Raw genomic sequence first — 24,399 nt, 5'->3', positions numbered from 1 at the left:
GTCAGACGCGGTGGCGCAGCCCGGTCGCGCGCTGGGTGCGACGGGTGACGGCCGCGCGCACGGCCTCCTCGGAGCCGACGAGGGTGACGGACTCCTGGGCTCGCGTGATGGCGGTGTAGAGCAGCTCGCGGGTCAGCAGCCGCGAGTCGGCGTCGGGCAGCAGGACGGTGATCGATCGAGCCTGGCTGCCCTGGCTCTTGTGGATCGTCATCGCGTGCGCGGTGTCGACCTCCCCGAGGGTGGAGGCGGCGTGGACCTGTGGTGCGTCGGGCTCGCCGAAGACGCCGACGACCCGTCCGTCCTCGGGGCGCAGTGACATCACGCCCGTGTCGCCGTTGTAGAGACCGAGGCCGCGGTCGTTGGTCGTGACGAGGAGCGGTCGGCCGAGCATCTGGCGACCGGCGTACTCGGAGGTCTCGGCGAGCCAGCGCTCCACGCGGTCGTTCCACGGGCCGACGCCCCAGGGACCGTCGCGGTGCGCGCACAGGAGACGGTGCTCGCCGAGGGCGCGCAGCGCGTCGGCGTGGCGGCTGCGCAGGGCGAGGTCGCGCAGGCTGGTGGCGTGCTCGAGCAGGCGCTGTCGCAGGGCCTCGTCGGCGGCGAGCACGTCGTCGACGGCCAGGTGCTCGACCGGCCCGCCCGGCCTGGCGGAGGCGAGTAGTCCGATGACCCGGTCGGCGTCACCCGTGCGCACGGCCTCGGCGAGCTCGCCGATCTCGGCGCCGAACCTGTGCGAGGTGCTCAGCCGCACGACCGGCCCGTCGTCGCCGTAGCCCGCGACGAGGTCCGCGAGGACCGCGCCGGCCTCGACGGAGGCCAACTGGTCGGGGTCGCCGACGAGCAGCAGACGCGTCGTCGGGCGCAGGGCCTCGAGCAGCCGTGCAGTGAGGGTCAGCGAAAGCATCGACGCCTCATCGACGACGACGATGTCGTGGGGGAGGGGGTTGCCGCGGTCCCGGCGGAATCGATTGCCGCTGTCGGGGCGCCAGCCGAGGAGCCGGTGGATCGTCACCGCCTCGATGTCGGCGCCGAGGCGCTCACGGTCGGATGCCGGCCAGTCGACGACCGACCCGAGGACGGACTCGCGCAGCCGCGCAGCGGCCTTGCCGGTCGGTGCCGCCAGGGCGATGCGTGGGCGGTGGCCACGGACCTCGGCCTGCTCGAGGAGCAGGGTGAGCAGGCCGGCGACCGTCGAGGTCTTGCCCGTGCCGGGGCCACCGGCGAGGACGGTCGTCAGCCGACCCGCGGCGGTGCGCACGGCGGCGCGCTGCTCGGCCCAGCTCGCACCGGGGAAGACCCGATCCAGACCGGCCTCGAGGACGGCCTCGTCGACGGTCGGTTGCTGCCCCTGGCTGCGGCGGCGCAGGTCGTCCGCGACCTGCACCTCCTCGCGGTGATAACGGTCGAGGTGGACCAGGCCGTGCTCGACGACGATGACACCCGCACGCGCGAGCGCGCTCTCGCGCACCCGCTCGAGCCACGCGGTGTCGTCTGGCAGGTCGTCGCCCGTGCCCTCGGCCGGCGTGGTCTCGACCGGTGCGCCCTTGGCGGTCCCGACGCCCCCATCCGCGCATTTCCCCGGGGACATGCGCGTTGCAGCCTCCCCCTCCGCGCATGTGCCCGGGGAAATGCGCGTTGCAGCCTCCCCCTCCGTGCATGTGCCCGGGGACATGCGCGCTGGGGTGGAGACCTCCTCGAGCAGCAACTCGCGGGCGTGGTGCGGGTCCAGGCTCGTCGACCCCTCGCGGGCCGCCCGGACGACGAGGGCCAGCGTGACCTGCACGAGCGTGTCCGTCTCGTGCACGAGCTCGGCGAGCCGGCTGGCGACGTGGACGTCTGCGGACTCGAGGATGCCTGCCGCGTTGAGTCGGGCGAGCTCGCCGGTCGCGGACAGTGCGAGTCGGCGGTCGTGACGGTCGAGGGTCTCGGTCATCGGGTCTCCTCGGACGGCTCGGCGGAGGGCGCGCCTGCGGCGGTGCCCCCCGCGCTCGTGGTGGTGGCACCCGCGGTCGCGGTAGCACCCGCGTCCCCGGTGCCCGGGCGTCGCCCGTCGAGCAGGTCGGACACACCCTCGATGAGGGCCATCGGCGGCTGCCAGGAAAAGACGCCGGTCGGATGACCGTCGATCACGGGGGTGTCCGGCCCGGCCATCCCCCGCAGGTAGAGGTAGAGCACCCCGCCGAAGTGGACCGCCGGGTCGTATCCCGGCAACCGCCACCGCAGGAATCGGTGCAGCACGACGCCGTAGAGGATCGCCTGGAGCGGGTAGGACGAGTGGTTCATCGCCTCGCGCAGAGCCGTCGGGTCGTAGTGGGCCGTGGTGAGCGGGGTGTCGACCGGCCCGAGCCAGTTGGTCTTGTAGTCGACGACGAGGTGGCGCTCACCGACGCGGAGCACGACGTCGACCGACCCGGTGAGGTAACCGCGCAGCGCCTGGTCGCCCAGCACGGGGTCGTCGAGGACCTCGGCGAAGGGCAGCACGGGGTCGTCGGCCGGCAGGTGCGCCCGCATGAGCCCAGCGAGGTCGCCGAGCACGGCCTCCCCGTCCGTCAAGCCAGACGCGTTGCCGGGGGCCGCGTCCCCACCCCCGAGCGGCAGCTCGAACTCCATCTCGCACAGTCGGTCCCGCGCCGCGATGTCGCGCAGCGTCGTGCCCGGGGCGAGCGGCCCGAGGGGCGTGTCGACGACCTGCACGAGCGAGGCGGCCAGCTCGTCACGGTCCAGCTCGGGCACCGGCCACTGGACGATCTGCTCGTCCACGTGCGCGCGCAGCTCGGCGAGCAGGTCGGGAGCCTGGGCGTCGGCCTCCTCGAGCACCGCGTGCACGAGCGAGCCGAAGCCCGCGCCGACCGGCAGTTGTGCCATGGGTGACGGGACGTGGTCCTCGGAGGGTGGGGCGCCCCCTTCGTCCTGTGTGGAGGGGGCGAGCGGCTCGACGACCGGAGTCGCGCCCTCGTCGTCCTCCCGGCCACCGACCTCCGGCTCGCTCGCGACGAGGTCCTCGGCACTGGGGCGCGGGACGTCGTCGAGGGGCCGGGTGAGCGCGGTGTACGAGGTGCGTCGCCACGTGTCATCGACCGTGCGGCTGAATCCGCGTACCGCGAGCTCCGGGGCGGACGCAGGGCGGTCGAGCGACACGGGCGAGGGCTGGTCGACGTACTCGACGCGCAGCGCGCCGCGGCGCTCCCAGTCGGTCACCTGGTCCTGCAGGGTCGCGTCTCCGGGCACCGGGTGGGTGCGCGGCACCGGCCCCTGCCCCTGCGACCGTCCGAGGAGCACTCGGTGCAGTGATGACGGACCGGTGTTCTTGGCGGAGGGGAACCACCACGTGACGACCTGGCTCTGCGCGCGGGTCATCGCGACGTAGAGCAGCCGGAGCGACTCGCCGCTCTCCTCCGCGGCGGCCCGGTCGAGCCGGTCGCGGCGCCCGGGGTCGGAGTCGATCCCGATGTCGAGACAGCGGGTGCGGTCGGCCCGGTGGAAGTGCAGCACGTCCGGCCGCGGCAGCCACCGGTCGCAGACGAAGGGGAGCATGACGACGGGGTACTGCAGCCCCTTGCTCGCGTGGATCGTCGCGAGGTGCACCGCGTCGGCGTCGCTGTCGAGGCGGCGGGCGCGCTCCTCCTTGCGCGTGGCGCCCATGCGCTCGCGCAGCCACGCGGTGAGCGAAGCGAGGCCGTCGCCCTCGGTCACGACCCGCTGGTGGAGGGTCTCGCCGATGTGCCGCAGGTCGGTGAGCAGGCGCTCGCCGTCGGTGCGGGCGAGGACCCGCGCGTCGAGCCCGTCGGCGGTCGCGGCGGCGAGCACGGCGGCGACCCCGCGCCGACCGAGCAGCGCGGCCCAGGTCCGCAGCCGGTGGGCGACCTCTTCGGTGACGTCGTCGCCGCCCGCGTCCAGATCGCGTGCACCCAGCCCGACGAAGGGGGTCAGCGCGGCCGCGCGCACCCGCTCCGGGCGGTGGGTCAGCTCCATCGCCTCGAGCAGGGTCAGCCACGCGCTGGCGGCCGGTGAGTCGTAGATGCTGTCGCTCGAGACGATGACCGAGCGCAGCCCGACGGCGGTCAGGGCGGAGCGCACCTCGTCGAGCTGGCGGCGGGTGTGGGCGAGCACGGCGACGTCGCCCGCGCGCAGCGGTCGCCCGTCGAAGGTCGTGCGCCCCGCGAGCAGGCGGGTGATCTCGGCGGCGCAGTCGGCGGCGACGAGCGGGCGCACCCTGCCGATCGGCACCGAGCTCTCGCCGGGAGCCTGGACGCGTTCGGTCGGGACGACCCGCAGGCGCACGGGAGCCAGCAGCCCGTCGGGCGCCACGCCCTCGGCGACAGCCAGGCGGGAGTCGGTGCGCGCCGCACTCACCGGGTGCACGACGATCTGCTCGTCGCCGAGCTGGGCGCTTCCGAGCAGGACCCCGAGGCTGCGCACGAGCGGTCCGTCGGAGCGGTGGTTGACCGCGAGGGTGTGGCGGGTCGTCGCCGTCTCCGAGGCGGTGAGATAGGTGTCGACGTCGCCACCGCGGAACCCGTAGATCGCCTGCTTCGGGTCGCCGATGAGCACGAGGGTGCTGTGTCCGGAGAAGGCGCGGTCGAGGATCTGCCACTGCACCGGGTCGGTGTCCTGGAACTCGTCGACGAGCACCACCCGCCACCGTTGGCGCATCCGCTCGCGCGCGGGGGAGTCCTCGTCCTCGAGGGCGGCGGCCAGGTGCGAGAGCAGGTCGTCGTACCCGAGCACCCCGAGCCGGCGCTTGCGTCGGTCGAGTTCGGCGCGCACGAGGTGGGCGAAGCGCAGGCTGCGCGCGTCGGCCCCGTCGCCGTCGAGGGCGCTCGGGTCGAGCTCGGCGTGCGGGTTCTCCGTGACCGCGCGGGCGATCTCGCCGGCGCGCTGGCGGGAGAAGGCGGGGGGACCCCCCTTCGCGAAGCCGCGGACGTAGAGGTCGTCGACGACCTCGTCCCGCAGGTCCGACAGGTCCTCGACGAGCCGCGAGTGCGGGTCGGAGTCGCCGGCCACGCCCAGGCCGCGCAGCACGAGCTGACAGAACTGGTGGGTCGTCGCGATCGTCGCCGCGTCGAAGTGCGTCAGTGCGTCACGCAGCCGCCGGGCGCGCTCGGCGACCTCGTCGGCGCTGCCGTCGCGCAGCAGCATGACGACCGGGTCGTCGGTCGGCAGGCTCGGGTCGGCGACGTGCCGGTGGACGTGCCGCAGGTGCTCCCTGACCCGCTCACGCATCTCGCGGGAGGCGGCCCGGCCGAAGGTGATGACGAGCATGTCCTCGAGCCGCACGACACCTTCGGCGATGTGTCGGGCCACGAGCGCACCGATCGTCCACGTCTTGCCGGTGCCGGCGCTCGCCTCGAGCAGGACCGTGCCGGTCGGCAGGTCGCCCGCGATGTCGAAGGGGGTCAGCTCGCTCATCCCGTGCTCCCGACGTTGTCGATGGCCGGCCCCCACACCCGCGGGGCGAGCGTGGCCAGGTCGGTGCCCGGCCCGGCGGCGTCCTCGAGCAGCACGTCGAAGGGGGCGTCGCTCCCGTGGACGAGTCCCCACCACGCGTCGTCACGTTCGCCGGGCATGGTGGCGCCGTTCTTGAGCAGGGTCGCCTCCCACTCGCCGACCGCCTTCTGCCGGGCGACGCGGGCGAGGTTGGGCTTGTGGTGCAGGACCTGCGCCCACGCGGACGCGGTCTTGACCGGGAGCGGCAGGGGCGCGGTCTGGCCGAGCACGTAGAGGTCGATGAGCGCGGCGAGGTGCGAGCGGGCAGCAGCACGTGGCAGCGCGGCGTAGGTGACGCGGCTGGCGGCCTTGCCCGCCGGCTTGCCGAGGGCGGAGGCCTCCCATCCCTCGTCGTCCTGCCCTGCGGCGGTGAGCGCGAGCAGCCGGATCCAGGAGGCGAGCCGGTGCTTGGGCCCGAGCCGGGAGTAGCTGGCATCGACGACGTGCAGCCCGCGGACACCGTCGACGGTGCCGGTGAGTCGCCGGTCGCCGGGCAGGGCGACCTCGACGTCGACGGAGCGCGGCTCCTGCGGCGGCCCCTGGGCGAGCTGGCCCATGAGCTGCTCGACGGAGCGACCGATCTCCTCGAGCGTCGCCTCGCCGAGACCGGCAGGCGGCAGCTCGCCGCGCAGCAGCTCCGCCTGGTAGATCGAGCGCGGGTCGTGCCCGGCGATCCGGGCGCGCAGGGCGCGCTCGCCGACGGCCCACTTCTCGAGGCCGTCGAGATCGATGGGCAGCCGGTCGCTGACCTCTTCGGTCTCCCGGGAGACCCCCACGCCCAGGCGCTGCCGCAGGAACCCACGAGCGGGGTTGTCGAAGAAGCCGATCAGCTCGGCCAGCGCGATGTCGTCGACCGCCCGCCCGGGGAGCGGTGCGGTGAGCAGCCGGCCGGGCTCGGTCCGCGGACCGGTGCTGGCCCGGGCGGCGAGCAGGGCCGACCGGTCGAAGCTGAACGGCTGGTCGCCGCCCGAACCGCCGACGGAGAGGTTGCGGGCGTCGAAGGGCTGCAGTGGGTGCTGGACCACCGTCACCGGGGCCGCGGTCGTCTCGCGGGCCGCGTCGACGAGCTCACCGAGCGGGACGGCGGGCGGGCAGGGTTGGCCACTGTGCTCGTCGGCGCCGGTGTAGGCGATGACGAGGCGCTCGCGGGCGGCGAGCACCGCGTCGAGGAGCAGCTGCCGGTCCTCGCTGCGGGCGTCGCGCTCACCGGTGAGGGGCCGGCGGGCGAGCACGTCATCACCGTCGACGACCTGCTGCCGGGGGAAGGAGTCGTCGTCCATGCCGAGCAGGCAGACCACGCGGTGCGGCACGGAGCGCATCGGGGTCATCGTGCAGACGGTGAGGCCGCCGGTGCGGAAGCTCGCCCGGCTCGGCCGTCCGGCCAGCTGGTCGGCGAGCAGGACGCGGACGTCGGCCAGGCGCAGCGGCACCGCGTCGGTCGCGTGCCGGGCGGCGGCGGTCAGGGTCCGCTGGAGGTCACCGACCTGCCACCGCTCACGGGTGGGCACGTCGGTCAGGGACAGGACCGTCTCGGTCAGGCCCTCCATCCACTCGGTCGCGGTGCCGGCGCCCTCGAGCCGGTCGAGCCCGTCGCCGAGGCGGGCGAGCAGCTCGCTGACCCGACCGACGAGGTCGACCGAGCCACTGCCGACGTCGTCGAGGGGCATGACGCCACCGACCTGCAGCGGCCCGTCGGCGGAGACGGCGACACCGAGCAGCAGCCGGTCGAGGCCGAAGCGCCAGGTGCCCTGCGGCTCCACGTCGAGGGCGAAGGGGGCCCGCCCCGCCTGGTCGTAGCCCCACCGGATGCCGGACTCGCCGACCCATCGCGTCATCGTCGCGAGGTCGTCGTCGTCGAGTCGGAAGCGGCGCCGTACGGGATCGCTCGCGGCGAGGTCGAGGACCTCGCTCGCGGTCAGGCGACCGCCGGCGAGCGCGACGACGCGGTCGGCGACGGCGAGCAGGGAGTTGGTCGCCCGTAGCGACCGGTCGGCCAGCCGCACGCGGAGCCGGTGCGCGGGGTGGGTGTCGACGCCCTCGGCGTCGGTGCCGTGGTCGCCGAGGCCGAAGGCGGCTCCGATGAGGGGCGCATAGGTCTCGACGTCGGGACACATGACGAGCACGTCCCGCGGCTCGAGCGTCGGGTCGTCCTCGAGGAGCCCGACGAGCACCTCGCGCAGCACCTCGACCTGCCGGGCCGGTCCGTGGCAGGCGTGGACCTGGATCGACCGGTCGTCCGCCGGCACCTGCCGGGCCACCCGCTCGGCCTCGTCGGGGACGTGGTCGTCGCGGATGTCGGCCTGGAGCCACTCGAGCACGCTCGTGGGCCCACGCTGGTCGAGGTGCGACGCCCCATGCTTCTCGAGGCTCGGTCGTGGACGGCCTCGCTCCTCGACCACCGAGGAGGCCAGCACCCGGGTCAGCTCCCGCGAGTCCCGTCCGAGCGAGGCGAGCAGCGGGTGGCGCACGAGGTCACTCGTGCGGTCCTCCACGCGCGCCACCACACCTGCCTGCGCGAAGGGAGCGAGCCGCTCCCACAGGTCGGGCGAGGGCTGCGGCAGCCACAGGTGCACGTCGCGGGAGACCGCGAGCGCGTCGAGCAGTTCGACCTCGGTGACGGCCAACCGGGTGTGGCCGAAGAGGGACAGCCGCGGCGGCAGGTCCAGCCCGTCGCCCGAGTCCGCTGGCGTCCCGGAGCCCCCCAACTCGCGCAACCGCGCGACCGTCTCTGCGTGCCGCACGTCGGGCGGGGGAGCGTCGACCTGCGCGACGAGCCGGCGCCACAGCTCGGGCTGCCAGGCCAGGTCGGCGTCGATCGCCGCGCCGGTGCCGTCGGTGTCGCGGCCCTCGCGCCAGTCGGTGAGCATCGTCGGCCGGCTCTGGCCGTAGCGGTGGATCAGCCGGGCCAGTCGCAGCGCGACGGAGTAGCGCCGTCCGGCGCGCACGTCGAAGAGGTCGCCGGGCTCGGTCCCGTGCCCGAGGTGGCGGCTGAGCGCGCGGCACCACGGCTGCCCGAGCGAGGCGTCGATGACCTCGAGGAGTGGCCAGACGAGGTGCTGCGGCAGCCACGGGTCGTCGTCGTCACGCCCGGTGAGCATGGTGACGAGCGACCGCGGCCGCAGGAAGGTGACGCCCGCGCACACGCCGTCCTGACCCCCTTCGCCCGTGCCGAGGCGGTGCGAGAGTCGCTGCGCCAACCACCGCTCGATGCCCTGCTCGGGCACGACGACGACCTCCTGCGCGAAGGGGTCGGGCAGCGGGCTCGCCAGCAGCTCGCCGAGCCCGTCGGCGAGGGTGTCGGTGCGCTGCGCGCGGTGGAGGTGAAGGGCCACGGTCAGACCGTATCCGCGCCGGCCGACAACCGTCCGCCGACCTGTGGACCACGACCCCGGACCGCGCATTTCCCCGGGGAAATGCGACCTCTCGACGTCAAGAATCAGGGCAGGCGCGTCTCGAGGCCCGCGACGAGGGTCTCGACGGCGAAGTCCAGGGCCCGGTCCGGGGCGCTGGCCGCGCCGTACTCCTCGCCGGCCGCCTGGCCCACCCGGGAGGCGAAGGGGAAGTCCGCCGGGTCCATCAGCTGCGCCAGCAGCGGCCCGGCGACGGCCCACCACTCTCCCTCCGCCTGCGCGTCGGCGGCGAGCACCCGCCGCACGCCCGAGCGGACGAGGTCGAGCAGCACGGTGAGCGCCTGGTCGACCTCGACGTCGGGGAGCCCGGTGGCGGCCAAGAGGGCGAGCTCGGCGTCGTACTTGGCGATCGTGCCGGGCCCGAGCGGCGGCCGCGACGTGTCGACGTCGAGCAGCCACGGGTGTCGGGTGAGCAGCGCCCGGTTGGTCTCGACGATCGTGCGCACCCCGGCCCGCCAGTCGTCGCCGGATGCGTCGTACGAGACCTCGCCGAAGGCCGCGTCCACCATGAGGTCGACGAGGACCGCCCGGTTCGGCACATGGACGTACAGCGTCATCGCGCCTCGACCCAGGCGCTCGGCGACCTTGCGCATCGAGACCGCGGCGAAGCCCCCTTCGTCCGCCAGCTCGCAGCCCGCGGTCACGACCGCGTCGACCGTCAGGCCGGTGCGCCCGACCACGGTCCCCTGCCGCCACAGCAGCGGCACGACCTGCGCGGGATCGCCCTCACCGGTCCGCTCCACGACGACCTCCTGCCACTCGGGAATACCCGCGCGCCCTCGAGCGCTGACTGCTACCGTACACCGTACTGCAGGCACGACGGAGGGCACGTATTGAGTCTCGACACCATCCAGCTGCGCGGAGTGCGCCAGCACAACCTGCGCGACATCGACCTCGACCTGGCCAAGCGTTCGCTCATCGTCGTCGCGGGCGTCTCCGGGTCGGGCAAGTCCTCGCTCGTCTTCGACACGATCGCCGCGGAGGCCCAGCGCCAGGTCAACTCGACCTTCAGCGCCTTCGCCCAGACCTACCTGCCCTCGTACGGCCGGCCCGACGCCGACCGCATCGCCCACCTGTCGGCCGTCGTCGTCATCGACCAGCGCCGGCTGCGCGGCGGACCGCGCTCCACGTTGGCGACGATCACCGACATCGGTGACTGGCTGCGCATGCTCTGGTCGCGGGCATCGACCCCCCTCGTCGGCTACTCCAATGCCTTCTCCGCCAACGACCCGGCTGGCATGTGCCCCGGCTGCCGCGGGCTCGGCGTGGAGCGGATCCTCGACCTCGACGAGTTCGTCGACCCGAGCCGCTCGCTGCGCGAGGGGCCCTTCCGCCACCCCGACTTCCAGCCCGGCAAGCTCACCTGGCGGCGCTACGCCGACAGCGGGCTCTTCGACGTCGACGTCCCGGTCGAGCAGTACTCCGACCGTGAGGTGCACCGGCTGCTGCACGCCGAGGCCGGCGAGGTCGACGCCACCGGACCGCACGCGCTGCCCGGCGACTACGAGGGCGCGGCGGTGCGCTTCCGCCGGATCCACCTGCCCAAGGACCCGGCGACGCTCAAGGGCGAGGCCAAGGCGGCCCACGAGCGGCTCGTCACCAGCGGTCCGTGCACCCAGTGCGGCGGCTCGCGCCTGTCCGAGGCTGCCCGCACCGCCACCGTGGAGGGCCTCACCCTCCCCGAGGCGCACCTCATGCAGGTCGGGGACCTCTCCGAGCTCATGGGCGGCTGGGACCTCGGACCCCTCGCACCCCTCGTCGGTGACATCACCACCCGCCTCGACCGGCTCGTCGACCTCGGCCTGGGCTACCTGCACCTCGGCCGCGAGACCGCGAGCCTCTCCGGCGGGGAGGCACAGCGGGTGAAGATGGTGCGCCACCTCGGCAGCACGCTCAACGACATGCTCTACGTCTTCGACGAGCCGACGACCGGGCTGCACGCCCGCGACGTCGCCCGCCTCGGGCGGATGCTGCAGACGCTGCGCGACCAGGGCAACACCGTGCTCGTCGTCGAGCACGACCCGGCGATCATGGCGATCGCCGACGAGGTCGTCGAGATCGGTCCCGGGGCCGGGATCCACGGGGGTGACGTCGTCTTCCAGGGGACGTTCGAGCAGCTGCTCGACGCGGACTCGCCGACGGGCCGGGCGCTGCGCGACCCCCTTCGTCCCCCGGAGGGCAGGCGCACCCCCACCGGCCACCTGCGGATCGAAGCCGCCTCCACCCACAACCTGCGGGACGTGACCGTCGACATCCCGCTCGGCGTGCTCACCGCCGTCACGGGCGTCGCGGGGTCGGGCAAGTCGAGCCTGATCCACGGGCACCTGCCGCAGGTCGCCCCGGACGCGGTCTTTGTCGACCAGTCGCCGATCCACGCCTCGCGGCGCTCGACCCCGGTCTCGTGGACGGGCCTGCTCGACGAGATCCGGCGGGTCTTCGCCAAGGCGACCGGGCAGCCGGCGGCGTCGTTCTCGCCCAACAGCGACGGCGGGTGCCGGGCGTGCGAGGGGACGGGGCAGACCTACGTCGACCTCGGCTTCACCGATCCCGTGACGACGCCCTGCGAGACGTGCGAAGGGCGGCGCTTCCGCCCCGCCGTCCTCAAGTACACGGTGGACGGTCGGTCCATCGCCGACGTCTTCGAGATGACGATCGAGGAGGCGCGAGAGGCCTTCTCGCAGAAGAAGATCCGCGCCGTCCTCGAGCGCGCCGACCAGGTCGGCCTGGGCTACCTCACCCTCGGCCAGGACCTCACGACCCTCTCAGGCGGCGAGAGGCAGCGCCTGCGGCTGGCCCGCGAGCTCGTCGGCGACGCCGAGATCATCGTCCTCGACGAACCGACCACCGGCCTGCACGCCAAGGACACCGGCCGGCTGCTGGGGCTGCTGCAGGAGATGGTCGACGACGGGCGCACGGTCGTCGTCATCGAGCACGACCTCGACGTCATCGCCGCGGCCGACCACGTCATCGACCTCGGGCCCGAAGGGGGTCACGACGGCGGCCTCGTCCAGTTCACCGGGTCCGTGGCCGAGCTGGTCGAGAGCGACACGCACACCGGACGGCACCTCGCGGCGCGGTGGGCTGCCTGACGGATGCGATGGGCTGCAGGGGTGGACGACCTGAGGCACCTGACGACCCAGCGACTGCGGCTCGACATCCCGACGGCCGACGACCTCGACGAGATGCACGCGATCTACTCGGACCCGCGGGTGTGGACGCACTTCCCGACCCTGCGGCACACCGAGCCCGCGCGGACGAGGTCGATGCTCGAGGTCTGGATGGCCGCTTGGGGCGACATCGGCCTCGGGCCGTGGATCGTCCGCGCCCTCGACGACGACGTCGTCCTCGGCCATGCCGGGTGCTCGCCGCGGGACGGCTGGTGGAACCTCGGCTACCGCTTCGCCCCTGAGACCCACGGGCGGGGGCTGGCGACGGAGGCCTCCCGGCCGGCGCTCGCGGCCGCGGTCCGGGTGCGTGACGTGCCGGTCGTCGCCCTCCTGCTCGAGCACAACCACGCGTCACGTCGGGTCGCGGACAAGCTCGGCCTGATGCTCCAGCACCGCGGGCCCGACGCGGGCAACCCCGACCCGGCGGCGGTCCGGCTCGTCTGCGCGGACCGGCCGCTCACACACGAGGAGCGCGCGGCGACCCTCGCGTAGATGTGCTACGAAGCGCTACGCTCGGTCCATGACCACGATCAGCCAGCGCGAGTTGCGCAACGACAATGCGGAGATCATGCGTGGGGTGGAGCAGGGTGAGACGTACACGGTGACCCGCCGCGGTGTCCCGGTCGCCCGGTTGACCCCCTTCGTGGACGAGCCGGACCTGCGGATCGTCAAGCCCGCCTCGCGACCCTTCGCGTGGGCCGACCTCGAGCGCGTGCGGCTCCCCGAGTCGACGAGCGACCTCCTCGACGACTTGAGGGGTGATCGGTGAGGCGCTGGTACCTCGACACGTCGGCAGCGCTCAAACTCCTTGTCGAGGAAGCCGAGACGCGCTCGTTGGTCGAGGAGCTGGATGGCCGAGAGGTGGAACTCGTGGCCTGCCTGCTCCTGGAGACCGAGTTGCGCAGAGCAGCCCAGCGACACGATGCGCTCGGGCAGGAGCGTGTCTCCCGACTCCTGACAGGGGTCGACCTCCACGACGTGCCGGCGTCACTCTTCCGGGAGGCCGGACTCATCGCGGGGCGTCACCTGAGGTCGCTCGACGCCCTTCACCTCGCGGCTGCGGTGCGCATCGGCGTCGACGCGGTGGTCACGTACGACCGACGGATGGCGGAGGCGTCGCAGGCGCTCGGTCTGACGGTCATCGCCCCCCGATGATGAGCCCGGATGGACGGTTGGGCACGTGGGGTGGCGATCTGCGGCATCTGACGACTGAGCGCCTGCGGCTGGACGTGCCGACCTTGGATGACCTGCCTGGCCTGCACGCGATCTACGCGGACTCCGCGACATGGCCGCACGACCCGGCCGGCGCCTACGCCGAGAGCACGACGCGGGCCATGTTGTCGGGGTGGATCGCGTCTTGGCGCACGGACGGGCTCGCGCCCTGGATCGTGAGGGCGCACGGCGATGACACGGTGTTGGGCAATGCCGGGTGCTGGCTCAGGCCGGCCGGCTGGTGGAACGTCGGGTACGGGCTGTCGCATCGGGTGTGGGGCGCAGGGTTGGCCACCGAGGCGACCCGTCCCGCCCTGGCCGCCGCAGTCCGGGTCCACCCCGAGGCGCCTGTCGTCGCTCGAATCATCGAGGACAACCGGGCGTCAGCGCGGACCGCGGCCAAGCTCGGCCTGGCGTGCTGGCACAGGGGTCCTGACAGGAAGGACCCTGCCCTCATCCGACTGCTGTTCGCCGACCGACCTGTCTCGGACGAACTGCTGGCCGCCCTGTCTTGACGCAGTCGTAGCGAAGAAGAGACTCGTCCCATGACCTCACTCGACGAACTCCGCGCCGACCTCTGCCCGGCCGGCCCCCTTCGCGCCGTCATCAACCTCGGCAACCCCGTCCTCGTGCAGGGGACGCCGCAGGAGCCCACCGGCGTGACGGTCGACATCACTCGGGAGGTCGCGGCCCGTCTCGGGGTCGACGTCGAGCTGCTGCCCGTGACCGCGGCCCGCGACGCCTACGCGGCCCTGGTCGATGGGAGCGCGGACCTCGGCTTCCTCGCGATCGAGCCGGCGCGGGAGGAGGGCGTGCGCTTCACGACCCCGTATGTCCAGATCGAGGGCGTCTTCGCCACCCGTGACGCCTCGCTCACGGTGGCCGACGTCGACCGGCCGGGGAGGACCATCGCCACCCGCCGCGGATCCGCCTACGACCTCTACCTGACCCGCACCATCGAGCACGCGACGATCGTGCGGGGTGACGAGGTCGAGCAGGCCTACGCAGGGGGAGCCGACATCCTCTCCGGCGTGCGCCAGCCGATCACGGCCTATGCGCAGGAGCACGGGCTGACGGTGCTCGAGCCGGCCTTCCAGGCGATCCGTCAGGCCGTCGCCGTCCCGCGGGAGCGGCCCGAGCGGCTCGTGGCCGGGCTCGACGAGATCGTCGCCGAGCTCAAGGCGAGCGGCTTCGTCGCGGAGAGTCTCGAGCGGGCGGGTCAGGTCGCGACGGTGCCGGAGAGCTGAGGGCGAGGACTCGATCTCGAGGCTCGCGCCCGGAGGCGCTCGCACCTCGATCAGCGTGACTCAGGGCGCGGGTGCCAGCACCTCGGCGAGGACCGAGGCGTCGACGTTGCCGCCGCTCGCCACGACGACCACGGTCTGCCCGGCGAAGCGCTCCCGCTGGGCGATGAGCGCCGCCAGCGCGGCCGACCCGCCGGGCTCGACGACGAGCTTGAGGGTGCGGGCCGCCTCACGCATCGCGACCCGCGCTTGGTCGTCGGTGACCTCGAGCCCGGTCACGCCGTGCCGCGCGAGCGCGGCGAGCGTGTGCTCGCCGACCGTCGGCGAGCCGATCGCGTCGAGGAAGACCGGCACGGCCGGCACCTTCTCGACTCGCCCGGAGGCGAGCGACCGCGCCATCTTGGGGTAGCCATCACGCTCCACGACGAAGGGGGCCGCCCCAGGGTGCGTCTCCCGCACCGACGTGATGACTCCCGACGAGAGCCCACCACCGCTGCACGGGAGGACGATCGCGTCGGGCGAGTGGCCCCCTTCGCGCAGCTGGTCGACGATCTCGAGACCGACGGTGCCCTGACCCGACATCACCCGGACGTCGTCGTAGGGGTGCACGAGCGTCAGGCCGCGCTCGGCGACGAGGCCGCGCCCGACCTCCTCGCGATCCTGCGTCGCGGGGTCGTAGAAGACGACCTCCGCGCCCCACCAGCGGCACCCGTCGACCTTGATCCGCGGCGCGTCCTGCGGCATGACGATTGTCGCGGTCGAGCCGGTCATCCGCGCGGACGCGGCGACCGCCTGCCCGTGGTTGCCGGTGGAAAAGGCGAGCACCCCGGCCGCCCGCTCGGCGTCCGTCAGGGAAAGGAGGGTGTTGAGGGCGCCGCGGATCTTGAACGAGCCGGTCAGCTGGAGCGCCTCCGCCTTGACGAGCGCCGTTGCGCCCGTGAGCTCGTCGAGCATCGGGGAGGAGAGCAAGGGGGTCCGCCGGACCCGGCCCTCGAGGCGCTGCGCCGCGGCCCGGATGCTGTCGATGCCGAAGTCCATGGACGTCATCGTGTCACTCGGGCATGGGCTGCGCCCCGCGCTCCTCGAGCATGGTGGTCATCGTCTCGACCTCGGTCGTCTGGCTGTTGATGATCGACTGGGCGAGGGTCTCGACGGCCTCGTTCTGCGAGTAGTCACGGGCGACCTCGGCCATGGGGACGCCGGCGTTGTGATGGCGGATCATCAGCTGGAGGAAGTAGATCTCCGCCTCCTTGCCCCGCATGCCCTCGAGCTTGGTGATCTCCTCCTGGGAGGCCATCCCGGGCATGAGGCCCTCGTCGGTCAGCTCCGAAGGCTCGCTCCCGTGGTCGTGACCCAGCCCCTTCATCCAGTCCATCGGCTGGCCGGGACCGGTGGGGGACAGGCCCCACACCTGCAGCCAGCCGGCCATCTGCCCGGACTGGTGCGACTGCGTGCGGGCGATGTCGTAGGCGAGCGAGCGGACGAGCCGGTCGTCGGTGCGGTCGTAGATGATCCACGACATCTGCACCGCCTGGTCGTGGTGGGTCTGCATGTCGCGGGCGAAGCCGGCGGCGACGCTGCGGTCACCCGGGTGGTCGCCCTCGCCGGTGCGGCTCAGGGAGAGTCCGCCGAGCAGGCCGAGCGCGAGCGCGACGACGACGGCGAGGACGACCTTGGGGGTCACTTGACCAGGCTCGTCTCAGGGGTCACCCCACCCGTGCAAGCCGCGCCCGGCTCGGGGGTCTGCGGGCCCTGGCGGTACTCCTTGACGAAGCCCTTGATCCGCGGGTCGTCGGCCGAGTCGAGCTCGAGCTGGTGGTTCCACGCGGAGATGACGATCTTGGAGCCCATCTCGCCCTCGTAGGGGGCGAGGACGGTGTAGGTGTCGGGCAGGGCGTCGTCGAGCTTCTTGACGTCGGCCTCGGGCAGCTCGGGGTCGTAGGCGATCCACACGGCGCCGTGCTCGAGGGAGTGGACGGCGTGCTCGTTGGGTACGGCCTCGTCGTAGGTACCGCAGTTGAGCCAGACGTCGTTGTGCTCGCCGCCGACGGGCGGGGACTCCTTGTAGTCGATCGTGCCGTCGACGTGGTTGCCGCCGTTGTAGTCGAAGGTCTTCACGGCAGACAGGTCGCCCGAGGCGGCGCGCTCCTCGCGCTCGCTCAGGATCGCCCAGCCCACGGCACCGGCGATGAAGAGGACGACCAGACCGGAGGCGCCGGCGAGGAGGAGGGCGCGCTTGCGCTCGCTGGCCTGTGCCTCCTTGCGGGCCTGGGCCAACTTGGCCTCGCGGGCGGACTTCTGCTGCTTGCTGCTCATGGGTCCCTCGGGGTCGGGGGGCGGGGGCTGCCGCGGATTATTGCACCGTCAATTGAAGGTCGGCTGAGGGTCGTCACCACTAGTGTGAACCCATGCGATCGACGACGACGACCATCACCTCCTCGCAGGATGGCCTGCCGCTCTTCGTCCGTGTGTGGCAACCCGACGGCGAGCCCAAGGCGGTCGTCCAGATGGCCCACGGCATGGCCGAGCACTCGGGTCGTTACGCGCGCTTCGCCCAGGCGCTCACCGACGCGGGTTACGCCGCGTGGATGCACGACCACCGCGGCCACGGCTCGACCTCCAGCGCCCCCGACGATCGCGGCTACTACGCCGACGAGCACGGGTGGGACACGGTGGTCGAGGACATGCACACGATCGCGCAGGCCATCAACGACGAGCACCCCGGCCTGCCGGTCTTCTTCTTCGGGCACTCGATGGGCTCGCTCCTCGGCCGCGACCACATCACCCGCTACGGCCAGGACTACGCCGGCGCGGTGCTGTCCGGTACTGCGGCCGACCCCGGACTCCTGGGCAAGGTCGGTCAGGCAGTGGCGACCGTGGAGGGCCGGATCCGGGGTCGTCGCGCGACGTCGAAGCTCCTGGACACGATGACCTTCGGCGCCTACAACAAGCCGTTCAAGGACGAGGGCGAGTTCGCCTGGCTCTCCCGGGATCGCGACGAGGTGCGCGCCTACGTCGACGACCCGCGTTGCGGCGGGGTCTTCACCGCCGGGTTCTTCGCCGACATGCTCGGTGGAGTCAACCGCCTGAGCGGGCTGGCCGCCCGCGTCCCCCACGACCTGCCCCTGCTCGTCGTCTCCGGGTCCGACGACCCCGTCGGTGGCAAGGACGGCGCCGGCGTACGTGCCCTCGGCGAGGCCTTCAGCGCCGGTGGCGTCCGGGACGTCACCACCACGCTCTATCCCGGCGCCCGCCACGAGCTGCTCAACGAGACCAACCGCGACGAGGTCACCGCCGACATCATCGGCTGGCTCGACGAGCACCTCCCGACGAAGGGGGCATGAGTCCCGTGGTCGACAAGAAGCACGACGCCCGCAAGGCCATCGAGGACCTGCGCCTCGAGGAGCACCTCGCGGCCGCCGGGGCGGCCGCGGCCAAGTACGCGCAGCAGGCCGTGGCAGCGGCTGGGACCTTCGCCGCCGACCACCGCGACCAGGCGCACGGCCTGCTCGGCCGAGCCGAGGGCGAGGCCGACCGCCTCACAGGCGGTCGGGCCACCGACCTGCTCGGCAAGGTGCGCTCCGGCCTGGTGGCCGGAGTCGACATCGTCGCCGACCAGGCACCCGACGCTCCTGCCGCCAGCGGACCCGCCGCCGGCGACGCCCCTTCGGCTGACGACGCCCCCGGGGCACCCCCTTCGTCCGGGGTCTGATGCGCCGCCGCGTCGGCGGGCTGCTGCTCCTGCTCGCCCTCGCCTACCTGCTCGGCGAGGCCTGGGCCGTCGCCGGGTGGCAGGGGCGGCCCTACCAGTGGACCGAGGACGCGATCAGCCTCCTCGGCGTCCCCGAGGTCATGTCGTCCGACACCGGACACACGGAGTCGACCCGGCACGTGGCGATGAACGCGACCTTCGTCGCCAGCGGGGTGCGGGTCGCCCTCGCGGCCCTCGTGCTCGCCCCCTTCGTCCCGAGGTGGCGCTGGGCGGTGCTCCCGCTCGCCATCGTCCACGGGGCCGGCACGGTGCTCGTCGGCTTCGCCCCCATCGGCCTGACCGCTGACCGAGCCAACCTGCACGGGCTCGGCGCCCTGCTGGCGATCGGCGGCGGCACGGCGCTGCTCGTGGCGATCACCGGCGCGCTCGCCCGCCGGTACCGGGTGCTGGCGGCCTGGACCGCGCTCTGCGCACTCGTCTCGTGCGCCGGCATCGCGTTGGTCTGGACGGGTGGCGTCGGGTTCGGGCTCGCCGAGCGACTGGCCGTCGACGCCGTCATCGTCTGGCAGGTCGTCGCCGGGCTCGTCGTGCTCGCTGCCCCGGCGGCGTCGCGGGACTAGGTCGCCGCGCCGAGCCCCTGCTCGGCCGCCGCCGTGCGCGCCGCCTCGACGAAGAGGTCGATCGACGGGCGCGGAGTCGAGCTCGCCCGATGGGCGACCGAGAGGGTCCGCAGCACCGGCTCCTCGAGGGGGACGACGTCCACGCCGGGCGGCAGCAGGGTCAGGCCGAGGTCGGAGACGAGGGTGACCCCCAGACCGCCGGCGATCATCGCCAAGGCGGTGAACTGCTCCTCGACCGTGTGCGCGATGCGCGGCTCGAAGCCGTGCGCATGGCACTCGGCCCGCACCGCCCGGCCGAAGTGCGAGCGCGGCCCCGCGAGGATCCACGGGAACTCCGCGAGGGCGGCCAGCGACACGGTGTCGTCAGGTACGACCCCTTCGGGAACGGCCGCGTGCAGGCGCTCGACGGCGACGACCGAGCGGTGCAGCGCCGGCTCCCAGTCGGAGGCCAGGCGCGAGTAGTCGATGACGAAGGACATGTCGAGCCGTCCCTCGCGGACGGCGTCGGCGGTCTCCTCCGGGAGGAGCTCGGTCGAACTGACCGCGATGCCCGGGTGGGCGGCGTGGAGCACGGACAGCGTGCGCGGCAGCAGGCCCGAGGCCACCGAGGCCCACACGGCGACGGTCAGGCGCGCGGTGATCCCCTCCTGCGCGGACTCGATCGCCGCGGTCGCCCGCTCGACCGAGCCGAGGATCTCCTCCGCGTGCTCCGACAGGAGCAGGCCGAGCTCGGTGAGCTGGACCCGCCGGCCGGTCTTCTCGATGAGCTTGACGCCGACCTCGCGCTCGAGCTGGGCCAGCTGCTGGGAGACACCCGACGGGCTGTAGTGCAGGGCCTGGGCGGCAGCGGTCACCGTGCCGCGCCGGTGGAGCTCGCGCAGCATCTGCAGTCGTCGCAGGGACAGCTCCATGACGCCACATTAGGCGCACGGCGCCGGTCCGTGGATCGTTCAGCTGGGGTGCACGATCACGTGCACCTTCTGTAACTGGACGTGAAGCAGGTCACATCCGATGGTGGAGGAGTAGGTGCTCCTGACACGGATGAGGTGATCGCACGTGACGCTGGCGGACAACACGGGATGGTTGACGCGGACCCCGGGCTCGGATCCGGCGGCCGACTTCGTCGATCGCGCGCCGGCCCACGAGATCACGTGGACCGACGCGGTGACGGGTGCGACCGGTCACCTCGTCGTGCACACCCTCGTCGGCGGCATCGCCACGGGTGGCACCCGCATGCGCGCCGGGTGCACCCGCTCCGAGGTCGCCGACCTGGCGCGGGGCATGGCGACCAAGACGGCCGCCTTCGGCCTGCCCGTCGGTGGGGCGAAGGGGGGCGTGGACTTCGACCCGAAGGACCCGCGGGCCTTCGGTGTCCTCACGAGATTCTTCGAGGCGATGCGCCCGTGGCTCGACGGTCGGTGGGTCACCGCGGAGGACCTGGGGGTCACCCAGCAGCGGATCGACGCGGCCTTCGCCGAGGTCGGGCTGGGTCAGTCCTTCCACGCGGCGATCTCCCGGGCCCCGCAGCCCGAGGCTGCGCTCGCCCGGGTGCATGCCGGGCTGGAGGTGCTCACCGACGGGCTGCCGCTCGGTGACGTCATCGGTGGCTACGGCGTGGCCCAGGCCTGCCTGGGCGCGGCCCGGGCCTTCGGCTGGGAGGTCGAGCGGACGCGGGTGGCGATCCAGGGCGTCGGGACGATGGGCGGCGGTGCCGCCTGGTACCTGCACGAGGCCGGTGCCAAGGTCGTCGCCGTCGCCGACGCCGCCGGCACGCTCGTCGACCGCCGGGGTCTCGACGTGCCGGCCCTGCTCGAGCTGCGCGACGAGTACGGCGAGATCGACCGGACCCGCGTGCCCGCGCACGTGCAGCAGCTGCCGCGCGAGGCGATCCTCTCGCTCGAGGCGGAGGTCTTCGTCCCCGCCGCGATCTCCTACGCGATCCGCGAGGACAACGTCCACGAGGTCGCCGCCAAGGTCGTCGTCGAGGCGGCCAACGCCGCCACGACGTCGAGCGCCGAGGACACGCTCACCGCCCGCGGCGTGCCGGTCGTGCCCGATTTCATCGCCAACGCCGGTGCGGCTGCGTGGGCCTGGTGGCTGCTGCAGGGGCAGGTGGGCACCGACCCGCAGGACTCCTTCCGCCGGCTGGCCACCGAGATGCAGTCCAAGGTCGCGGTGCTCGCGGAGCGCTGGACCCAGGACGGCACGCCGATGCGCGACACCGGTTTCGCCCTGGCGTCGACCAACCTGCACCTGCTCGAGGGCGTGGAGATCGTCATCCCCTGATCGCCGGGTCCCTGCGTTGCCCTACGGCAATACGACCTCTCGACGTCAAGACTCTGCATTGTCGTAGGGCAATGCAGAGTCGAGGGGGGATTCCGGTTCGACAGCGGCGAGGGTCCCTGTTTATCCTTCTTCCGACCCTTAGTTAGAGGGTGTAACTTCGCGGAGGTTCGGTGAACAGCACGGGTGGGCGGCCGGCGACCATCACCACGGACGACATCGTCCGGGTGGGGCGCGAGATCGGCATGCGCGACCTGAGCATGAGCGCCGTCGCGGCCCGTCTCGGTGTCACCGGGGCCGCGCTCTACCGCCACGTCGACGGGCGTTGGGACCTGGAGCGCCTCGTCGGCGAGGCCGTGCTCGCCGACCTCGAGATCGTCGAGGACCCGGAGCAAGCCCTCGAGCCGCACCTCGTCTCCTTCGGCATGCAGCTCTTCGACTTCGTCGTCGAGCACCCGGGCATCGGCGCGTACATGCAGCAGCTCTTCCCCCGCGGGCAGGCCGGGCGCACGATGCTGTCCGCCGAGATCGCCGCCCTCGTCCGTCGCGGCCACACCGCCGACGTCGCCATCGGGCTGACCAATGTCGTGACCCTCCTCGGCATCGGCCTGGCGGTGTCGGAGGAGCGCAAGCTGCCCAACGGCCAGCCCGATGGGTACACGCCGCAGATGCAGCAGGTGCTCGCAGAGTTCCTCACGGACGAGACCACCGGGCCGCTGCACGCGCAACTGCCGTCGATCGACCCGCGCAGCTTCGTGGCCCTGACCCTGGCGGCGACGATCCGCGGACTGGTCGAGGTGGCCCCCAGGGGACGTCCGCTCGGCGAGATCATGGCCGACCTCGCGGCCTTCGGCGGCATCGAGCCGGTCACGGGTCCGCCGCTCCAGGTGCCGGAGGGGGGCCCAGCAGCCAGCGGGCTGCAGCAACGGGGGGCATGACGTCCGGGCCTCGGTCGCTGCAGGGGGCGACCGAGACCCGGATGGCCCGACACCGCGTACGTCCTCGGGGCGTGCGCGGGTGGAGGGCCGGGGCGCGCGTCAGTCAGGGGGATGCGCGCCCCACCCGGAGTCCGGGGGAGGAGAGAGAAACCCGCGCGGGTCAGGTGCGCTTGGCAACGAGCCGCTCGACCGCGTCGTCGAGGTGGGCCTGCAGCGCCGCCTTGGCCCGCGCGGGTGTCGCCTCGAGGATCGCCAGGCGCAGGGCGTCGTGGTCCTCGACCTGGGTCGCGAGGTCGGTGTAGGTCGTGCGCAGCTCGCCCAGGCACATCCGCGTCTCGACGATGAGGGTGCGCATCGCCCGGGTGAGCCGCGGGCTGCGTGAGGCCTCGACGAGCGCCTCGTGGAAGTGCTGGTCCGCGTCCGAGACCGCCGGACCGTCCCCCTTCGCCGCGGCCGTGTGCATCCGCTCGACGACCTGCGCCAGCTCGGCCGCCGTCTCCTCGCGTCGTCCCTCCGCGATGACGATCTCGAGCGCGCCCCGCTCGATGACCGAGCGGGTGCGGTAGACGTCGCGCACGTCGTCGAGGGTCAGCTCGCTGACGAAGACGCCACGGTTGGTGATCGCGTGCAGGATCCCCTCCGAGACGAGACGCTGCATCGCCTCGCGCAGCGGTCCGCGCGAGACCTCGAAGTGCGCGGCCAGCTCCGCCTCGCCGAGCTGCTCGCCCGGCTCGAGGCGCCCGGACATCACGGCGCCGCGCAGCTCGTCGGCGATGAGCTCGACGGTGGAGCGCCGCGGTGGGGGAGTGAGGTCACTGACCGGCATCGTCCTGCCTTCGTGCGAAGAGGGCCCCCAGCGCGGACGACGTCGGCCGCGCCCCGGCCAGCCGCAGGGCCTGCCAGATGGTCACCTGGTTGGCGGTGAGCACCGGCTTGCCGAGGCGGGCCTCGAGGTCGGGGATCACCGCGAGGGTACGCATCGCCGTGTCCGGCACGAGGAGCGTCTGCGCCTCGGGATGGTCGTGCGCCGCGGCGAGGTCGACGACCTGCTCCGGGGTGAGCGCGCCGACCTCGGCAGCGGTGTCGATGCCGGCACTCGACATGGCGAGCACCTCGACGCCCGCCGCGGCGAGGTAGTCGACGAAGAGCGTGGCCACGGCCTGCGGGTAGCTCGCGGCCACCGCCACGCGGGTCAGGCCCAGGTGGGCGAGCGCCCCGACGAAGGCGGCGCTCGTGCTCGACGCGGGGACGCCCGCGGCCGCGGCGAGCTGGTCGATCTGCTCGCGCGCCCCCTCGGGGCCGTAGACGAAGCTGCCGGAGGTGCACGCCCACATCACCGACTGCGGCCGGTGCTCGGCGAGGGCGGCGGCGCCGCCGGCCAGTCGGTCGGGCCGGCCGAGGTCGAGCAGCTCGGGCACGGCGTGCAGGTCGGTGCCGTAGACGTGCGTGACCGGCAGGTGGTGACCGAGCAGCTTTGCCGCCCAGGGGTATTCGTCCTCGGCCGCGTGGTCGGGGTAGATGATCCCCGCCGTCACGGGTTCGGCTCGGGAGGTCGTGCTCATCGCCCGAACACCTCCCCGAGCCAGCGACCCGGTCCCATCATCGGGAGCCCGAGGCGGTCGAGGCAGGACCAGACGGTCAGCTGGTTGGCGGTGAGCACCGGCTTGCCGAGGTCGCGCTCGAGCGGGTCGATGATGTCGTAGGTCGGCAGGTTGGTGCAGGAGACGAAGAGCGCCTCGCTGGCCGGGTCGTCGGCGGCGCAGACGAGCTCGGCGACGGTGCGGTAGTTGACCCGCCAGATGCCACCGCCGAGACCGAGGTGCTGGGCGGTGACGACCTCGACGCCCAGCTCCCCGAGGAAGGCGACGAGCCGGTCGGTCAGCGGGGCGTCGTAGGGCGTGATGACCGAGATCCGTTGCAGCCCAAGGGCGGTGACGGCCTCTGCGAGGGCGCCGGAGGAGGTGACCGCGTCGGGGGCCCCGGCGGCGCGGATGGCGTCGGCGAGTGCGACCTCGCCGTCGCGGCCGTGGATGAAGCTGCCCGAGCTGCACAGGTAGGCGACCACCTCGGGCTCGACCCCGAGCAGCTCCCGGGTGGCGGTCTGCAGCGCGGCGACGTCGGAGACCCGCTGCGCCATCTCGAGGCTCACCGGCAACGGCTCGAAGGGGGTGCGCGCCAGGTGGAAGGTGACCTCCAGAGGCGCCCAGCGCCACAGCTCACGCTCCAGCGCGAGGTCGAAGGGGGCGATCACGCCGATGCCGCGCTGGGCCAGCGGACCGTCGAACTCGACGCCAGTCAGCTCCACGCGAGGACCGCCCTTCGCCTT

The 24,399-nt window shown here is 73.1% G+C and carries 22 protein-coding genes; 11 read left to right on the top strand and 11 right to left on the bottom strand.

All coding sequences use genetic code 11. The annotated features are described in order from the left end of the window. Position 1 precedes the first annotated feature (1 nt). From recD to JAN01S_RS05720, 4 genes are all read right to left on the bottom strand, one after another. On the bottom strand, positions 2-1,933 hold the full coding sequence (recD, locus tag JAN01S_RS05735) for an exodeoxyribonuclease V subunit alpha (protein WP_068315002.1): 1,932 nt from the start codon (positions 1,931-1,933) through the stop codon (positions 2-4). Then, positions 1,930-5,409 carry a UvrD-helicase domain-containing protein gene (locus tag JAN01S_RS05730; RefSeq protein ID WP_084360054.1) on the bottom strand — a complete coding sequence of 1,160 codons (3,480 nt, stop codon included), beginning with the start codon at positions 5,407-5,409 and terminating at the stop codon, positions 1,930-1,932. Before JAN01S_RS05730 ends, recD begins: the two co-directional genes overlap by 4 nt. Continuing rightward, on the bottom strand, positions 5,406-8,819 hold the full coding sequence (recC, locus tag JAN01S_RS05725; protein ID WP_068314999.1) for an exodeoxyribonuclease V subunit gamma: 3,414 nt from the start codon (positions 8,817-8,819) through the stop codon (positions 5,406-5,408). Before recC ends, JAN01S_RS05730 begins: the two co-directional genes overlap by 4 nt. A 104-nt stretch (positions 8,820-8,923) precedes the next feature. Then, positions 8,924-9,640 (bottom strand): TetR/AcrR family transcriptional regulator C-terminal domain-containing protein, encoded by a 717-nt coding sequence (locus tag JAN01S_RS05720; protein WP_068314996.1) that lies wholly within the window; start codon positions 9,638-9,640, stop codon positions 8,924-8,926. Between the two features lie 90 nt (positions 9,641-9,730). Here JAN01S_RS05720 and JAN01S_RS05715 point away from each other — a divergent pair, with 90 nt between their 5' ends. From JAN01S_RS05715 to JAN01S_RS05690, 6 genes are read left to right on the top strand one after another with little or no spacing between them, the layout of a single operon-like run. Next, positions 9,731-11,986, top strand: coding sequence for an ATP-binding cassette domain-containing protein (locus JAN01S_RS05715; protein WP_068314993.1), 2,256 nt, complete (start codon positions 9,731-9,733; stop codon positions 11,984-11,986). 21 nt (positions 11,987-12,007) lie between these two features. Then, a complete protein-coding gene (locus JAN01S_RS05710) occupies positions 12,008-12,556 on the top strand; it encodes a GNAT family N-acetyltransferase (RefSeq protein WP_244884767.1) in 549 nt (182 codons plus the stop codon). A 28-nt stretch (positions 12,557-12,584) separates the two neighbouring features. Next, positions 12,585-12,833, top strand: a complete 249-nt coding sequence (locus JAN01S_RS05705; RefSeq protein ID WP_068314987.1) for a type II toxin-antitoxin system Phd/YefM family antitoxin — start codon at positions 12,585-12,587, stop codon at positions 12,831-12,833. After that, positions 12,830-13,219 carry a type II toxin-antitoxin system VapC family toxin gene (locus JAN01S_RS05700; RefSeq protein ID WP_068314984.1) on the top strand — a complete coding sequence of 130 codons (390 nt, stop codon included), beginning with the start codon at positions 12,830-12,832 and terminating at the stop codon, positions 13,217-13,219. The genes JAN01S_RS05705 and JAN01S_RS05700 overlap by 4 nt, the downstream gene beginning before the upstream one ends. Then, positions 13,216-13,791 (top strand): GNAT family N-acetyltransferase, encoded by a 576-nt coding sequence (locus JAN01S_RS05695; protein WP_068314981.1) that lies wholly within the window; start codon positions 13,216-13,218, stop codon positions 13,789-13,791. The genes JAN01S_RS05700 and JAN01S_RS05695 overlap by 4 nt, the downstream gene beginning before the upstream one ends. A 30-nt stretch (positions 13,792-13,821) precedes the next feature. Continuing rightward, positions 13,822-14,523 carry a transporter substrate-binding domain-containing protein gene (locus JAN01S_RS05690; protein ID WP_068314978.1) on the top strand — a complete coding sequence of 234 codons (702 nt, stop codon included), beginning with the start codon at positions 13,822-13,824 and terminating at the stop codon, positions 14,521-14,523. 60 nt (positions 14,524-14,583) lie between these two features. Here the strand turns inward: JAN01S_RS05690 and JAN01S_RS05685 are convergent, their stop codons facing one another. The 3 genes from JAN01S_RS05685 to JAN01S_RS05675 are packed head-to-tail and all read right to left on the bottom strand — an operon-like array spanning position 14,584 to position 16,836. After that, positions 14,584-15,558, bottom strand: a complete 975-nt coding sequence (locus JAN01S_RS05685) for a threonine ammonia-lyase (RefSeq protein WP_068314975.1) — start codon at positions 15,556-15,558, stop codon at positions 14,584-14,586. Positions 15,559-15,571: 13 nt separating this feature from the next. Next, entirely contained in the window at positions 15,572-16,204 is a 633-nt protein-coding gene (locus JAN01S_RS05680; protein ID WP_084360053.1) for a DUF305 domain-containing protein, read from the bottom strand. Continuing rightward, the gene (locus tag JAN01S_RS05675; RefSeq protein ID WP_084360052.1) at positions 16,201-16,836 is read right to left on the bottom strand and encodes a thioredoxin-like domain-containing protein; all 636 of its coding nucleotides are present in this window, start codon (positions 16,834-16,836) and stop codon (positions 16,201-16,203) included. The genes JAN01S_RS05680 and JAN01S_RS05675 overlap by 4 nt, the downstream gene beginning before the upstream one ends. 92 nt (positions 16,837-16,928) lie before the next feature. On the opposite strand from JAN01S_RS05675, the gene JAN01S_RS05670 reads away from it, so the two are divergent. The 3 genes from JAN01S_RS05670 to JAN01S_RS05660 are packed head-to-tail and all read left to right on the top strand — an operon-like array spanning position 16,929 to position 18,852. After that, positions 16,929-17,864, top strand: a complete 936-nt coding sequence (locus JAN01S_RS05670) for an alpha/beta hydrolase (protein WP_068314969.1) — start codon at positions 16,929-16,931, stop codon at positions 17,862-17,864. Further along, positions 17,861-18,232 carry a hypothetical protein gene (locus JAN01S_RS05665; RefSeq protein WP_157075614.1) on the top strand — a complete coding sequence of 124 codons (372 nt, stop codon included), beginning with the start codon at positions 17,861-17,863 and terminating at the stop codon, positions 18,230-18,232. Before JAN01S_RS05670 ends, JAN01S_RS05665 begins: the two co-directional genes overlap by 4 nt. Then, positions 18,232-18,852, top strand: coding sequence for a DUF998 domain-containing protein (locus tag JAN01S_RS05660; RefSeq protein WP_068314963.1), 621 nt, complete (start codon positions 18,232-18,234; stop codon positions 18,850-18,852). The genes JAN01S_RS05665 and JAN01S_RS05660 overlap by 1 nt, the downstream gene beginning before the upstream one ends. On the opposite strand, the gene JAN01S_RS05655 is transcribed toward JAN01S_RS05660, so the two are convergent. Then, a complete protein-coding gene (locus JAN01S_RS05655; RefSeq protein ID WP_068314960.1) occupies positions 18,849-19,763 on the bottom strand; it encodes a LysR family transcriptional regulator in 915 nt (304 codons plus the stop codon). The genes JAN01S_RS05660 and JAN01S_RS05655 overlap by 4 nt on opposite strands. Before the next feature lie 145 nt (positions 19,764-19,908). On the opposite strand from JAN01S_RS05655, the gene JAN01S_RS05650 reads away from it, so the two are divergent. Together JAN01S_RS05650 and JAN01S_RS05645 are read left to right on the top strand one after the other, a co-directional pair. Next, positions 19,909-21,138, top strand: a complete 1,230-nt coding sequence (locus JAN01S_RS05650; protein ID WP_244884766.1) for a Glu/Leu/Phe/Val dehydrogenase dimerization domain-containing protein — start codon at positions 19,909-19,911, stop codon at positions 21,136-21,138. Between the two features lie 170 nt (positions 21,139-21,308). Continuing rightward, positions 21,309-22,073 carry a TetR/AcrR family transcriptional regulator gene (locus JAN01S_RS05645; protein WP_218000005.1) on the top strand — a complete coding sequence of 255 codons (765 nt, stop codon included), beginning with the start codon at positions 21,309-21,311 and terminating at the stop codon, positions 22,071-22,073. Positions 22,074-22,233: 160 nt separating this feature from the next. Here the strand turns inward: JAN01S_RS05645 and JAN01S_RS05640 are convergent, their stop codons facing one another. Genes JAN01S_RS05640 through JAN01S_RS05630 form a run of 3 tightly spaced genes read right to left on the bottom strand, consistent with a single transcriptional unit; the run spans position 22,234 to position 24,378 of the window. Then, positions 22,234-22,899 carry a GntR family transcriptional regulator gene (locus tag JAN01S_RS05640; protein WP_068314957.1) on the bottom strand — a complete coding sequence of 222 codons (666 nt, stop codon included), beginning with the start codon at positions 22,897-22,899 and terminating at the stop codon, positions 22,234-22,236. Beyond that, a complete protein-coding gene (locus tag JAN01S_RS05635) occupies positions 22,886-23,635 on the bottom strand; it encodes a maleate cis-trans isomerase family protein (protein WP_068314954.1) in 750 nt (249 codons plus the stop codon). The genes JAN01S_RS05640 and JAN01S_RS05635 overlap by 14 nt, the downstream gene beginning before the upstream one ends. Continuing rightward, complete coding sequence (locus tag JAN01S_RS05630) at positions 23,632-24,378, bottom strand: maleate cis-trans isomerase family protein (RefSeq protein ID WP_068314951.1); 747 nt, start codon at positions 24,376-24,378, stop codon at positions 23,632-23,634. Before JAN01S_RS05630 ends, JAN01S_RS05635 begins: the two co-directional genes overlap by 4 nt. Positions 24,379-24,399 lie beyond the last annotated feature (21 nt).

It is taken from the genome of Janibacter anophelis NBRC 107843 (assembly GCF_001570945.1).
In the GTDB taxonomy this organism is placed as follows: domain Bacteria; phylum Actinomycetota; class Actinomycetes; order Actinomycetales; family Dermatophilaceae; genus Janibacter; species Janibacter anophelis.
Note: the sequence above shows the minus strand (reverse complement) of the source record. Positions and strands in the feature narration are given on the sequence as shown.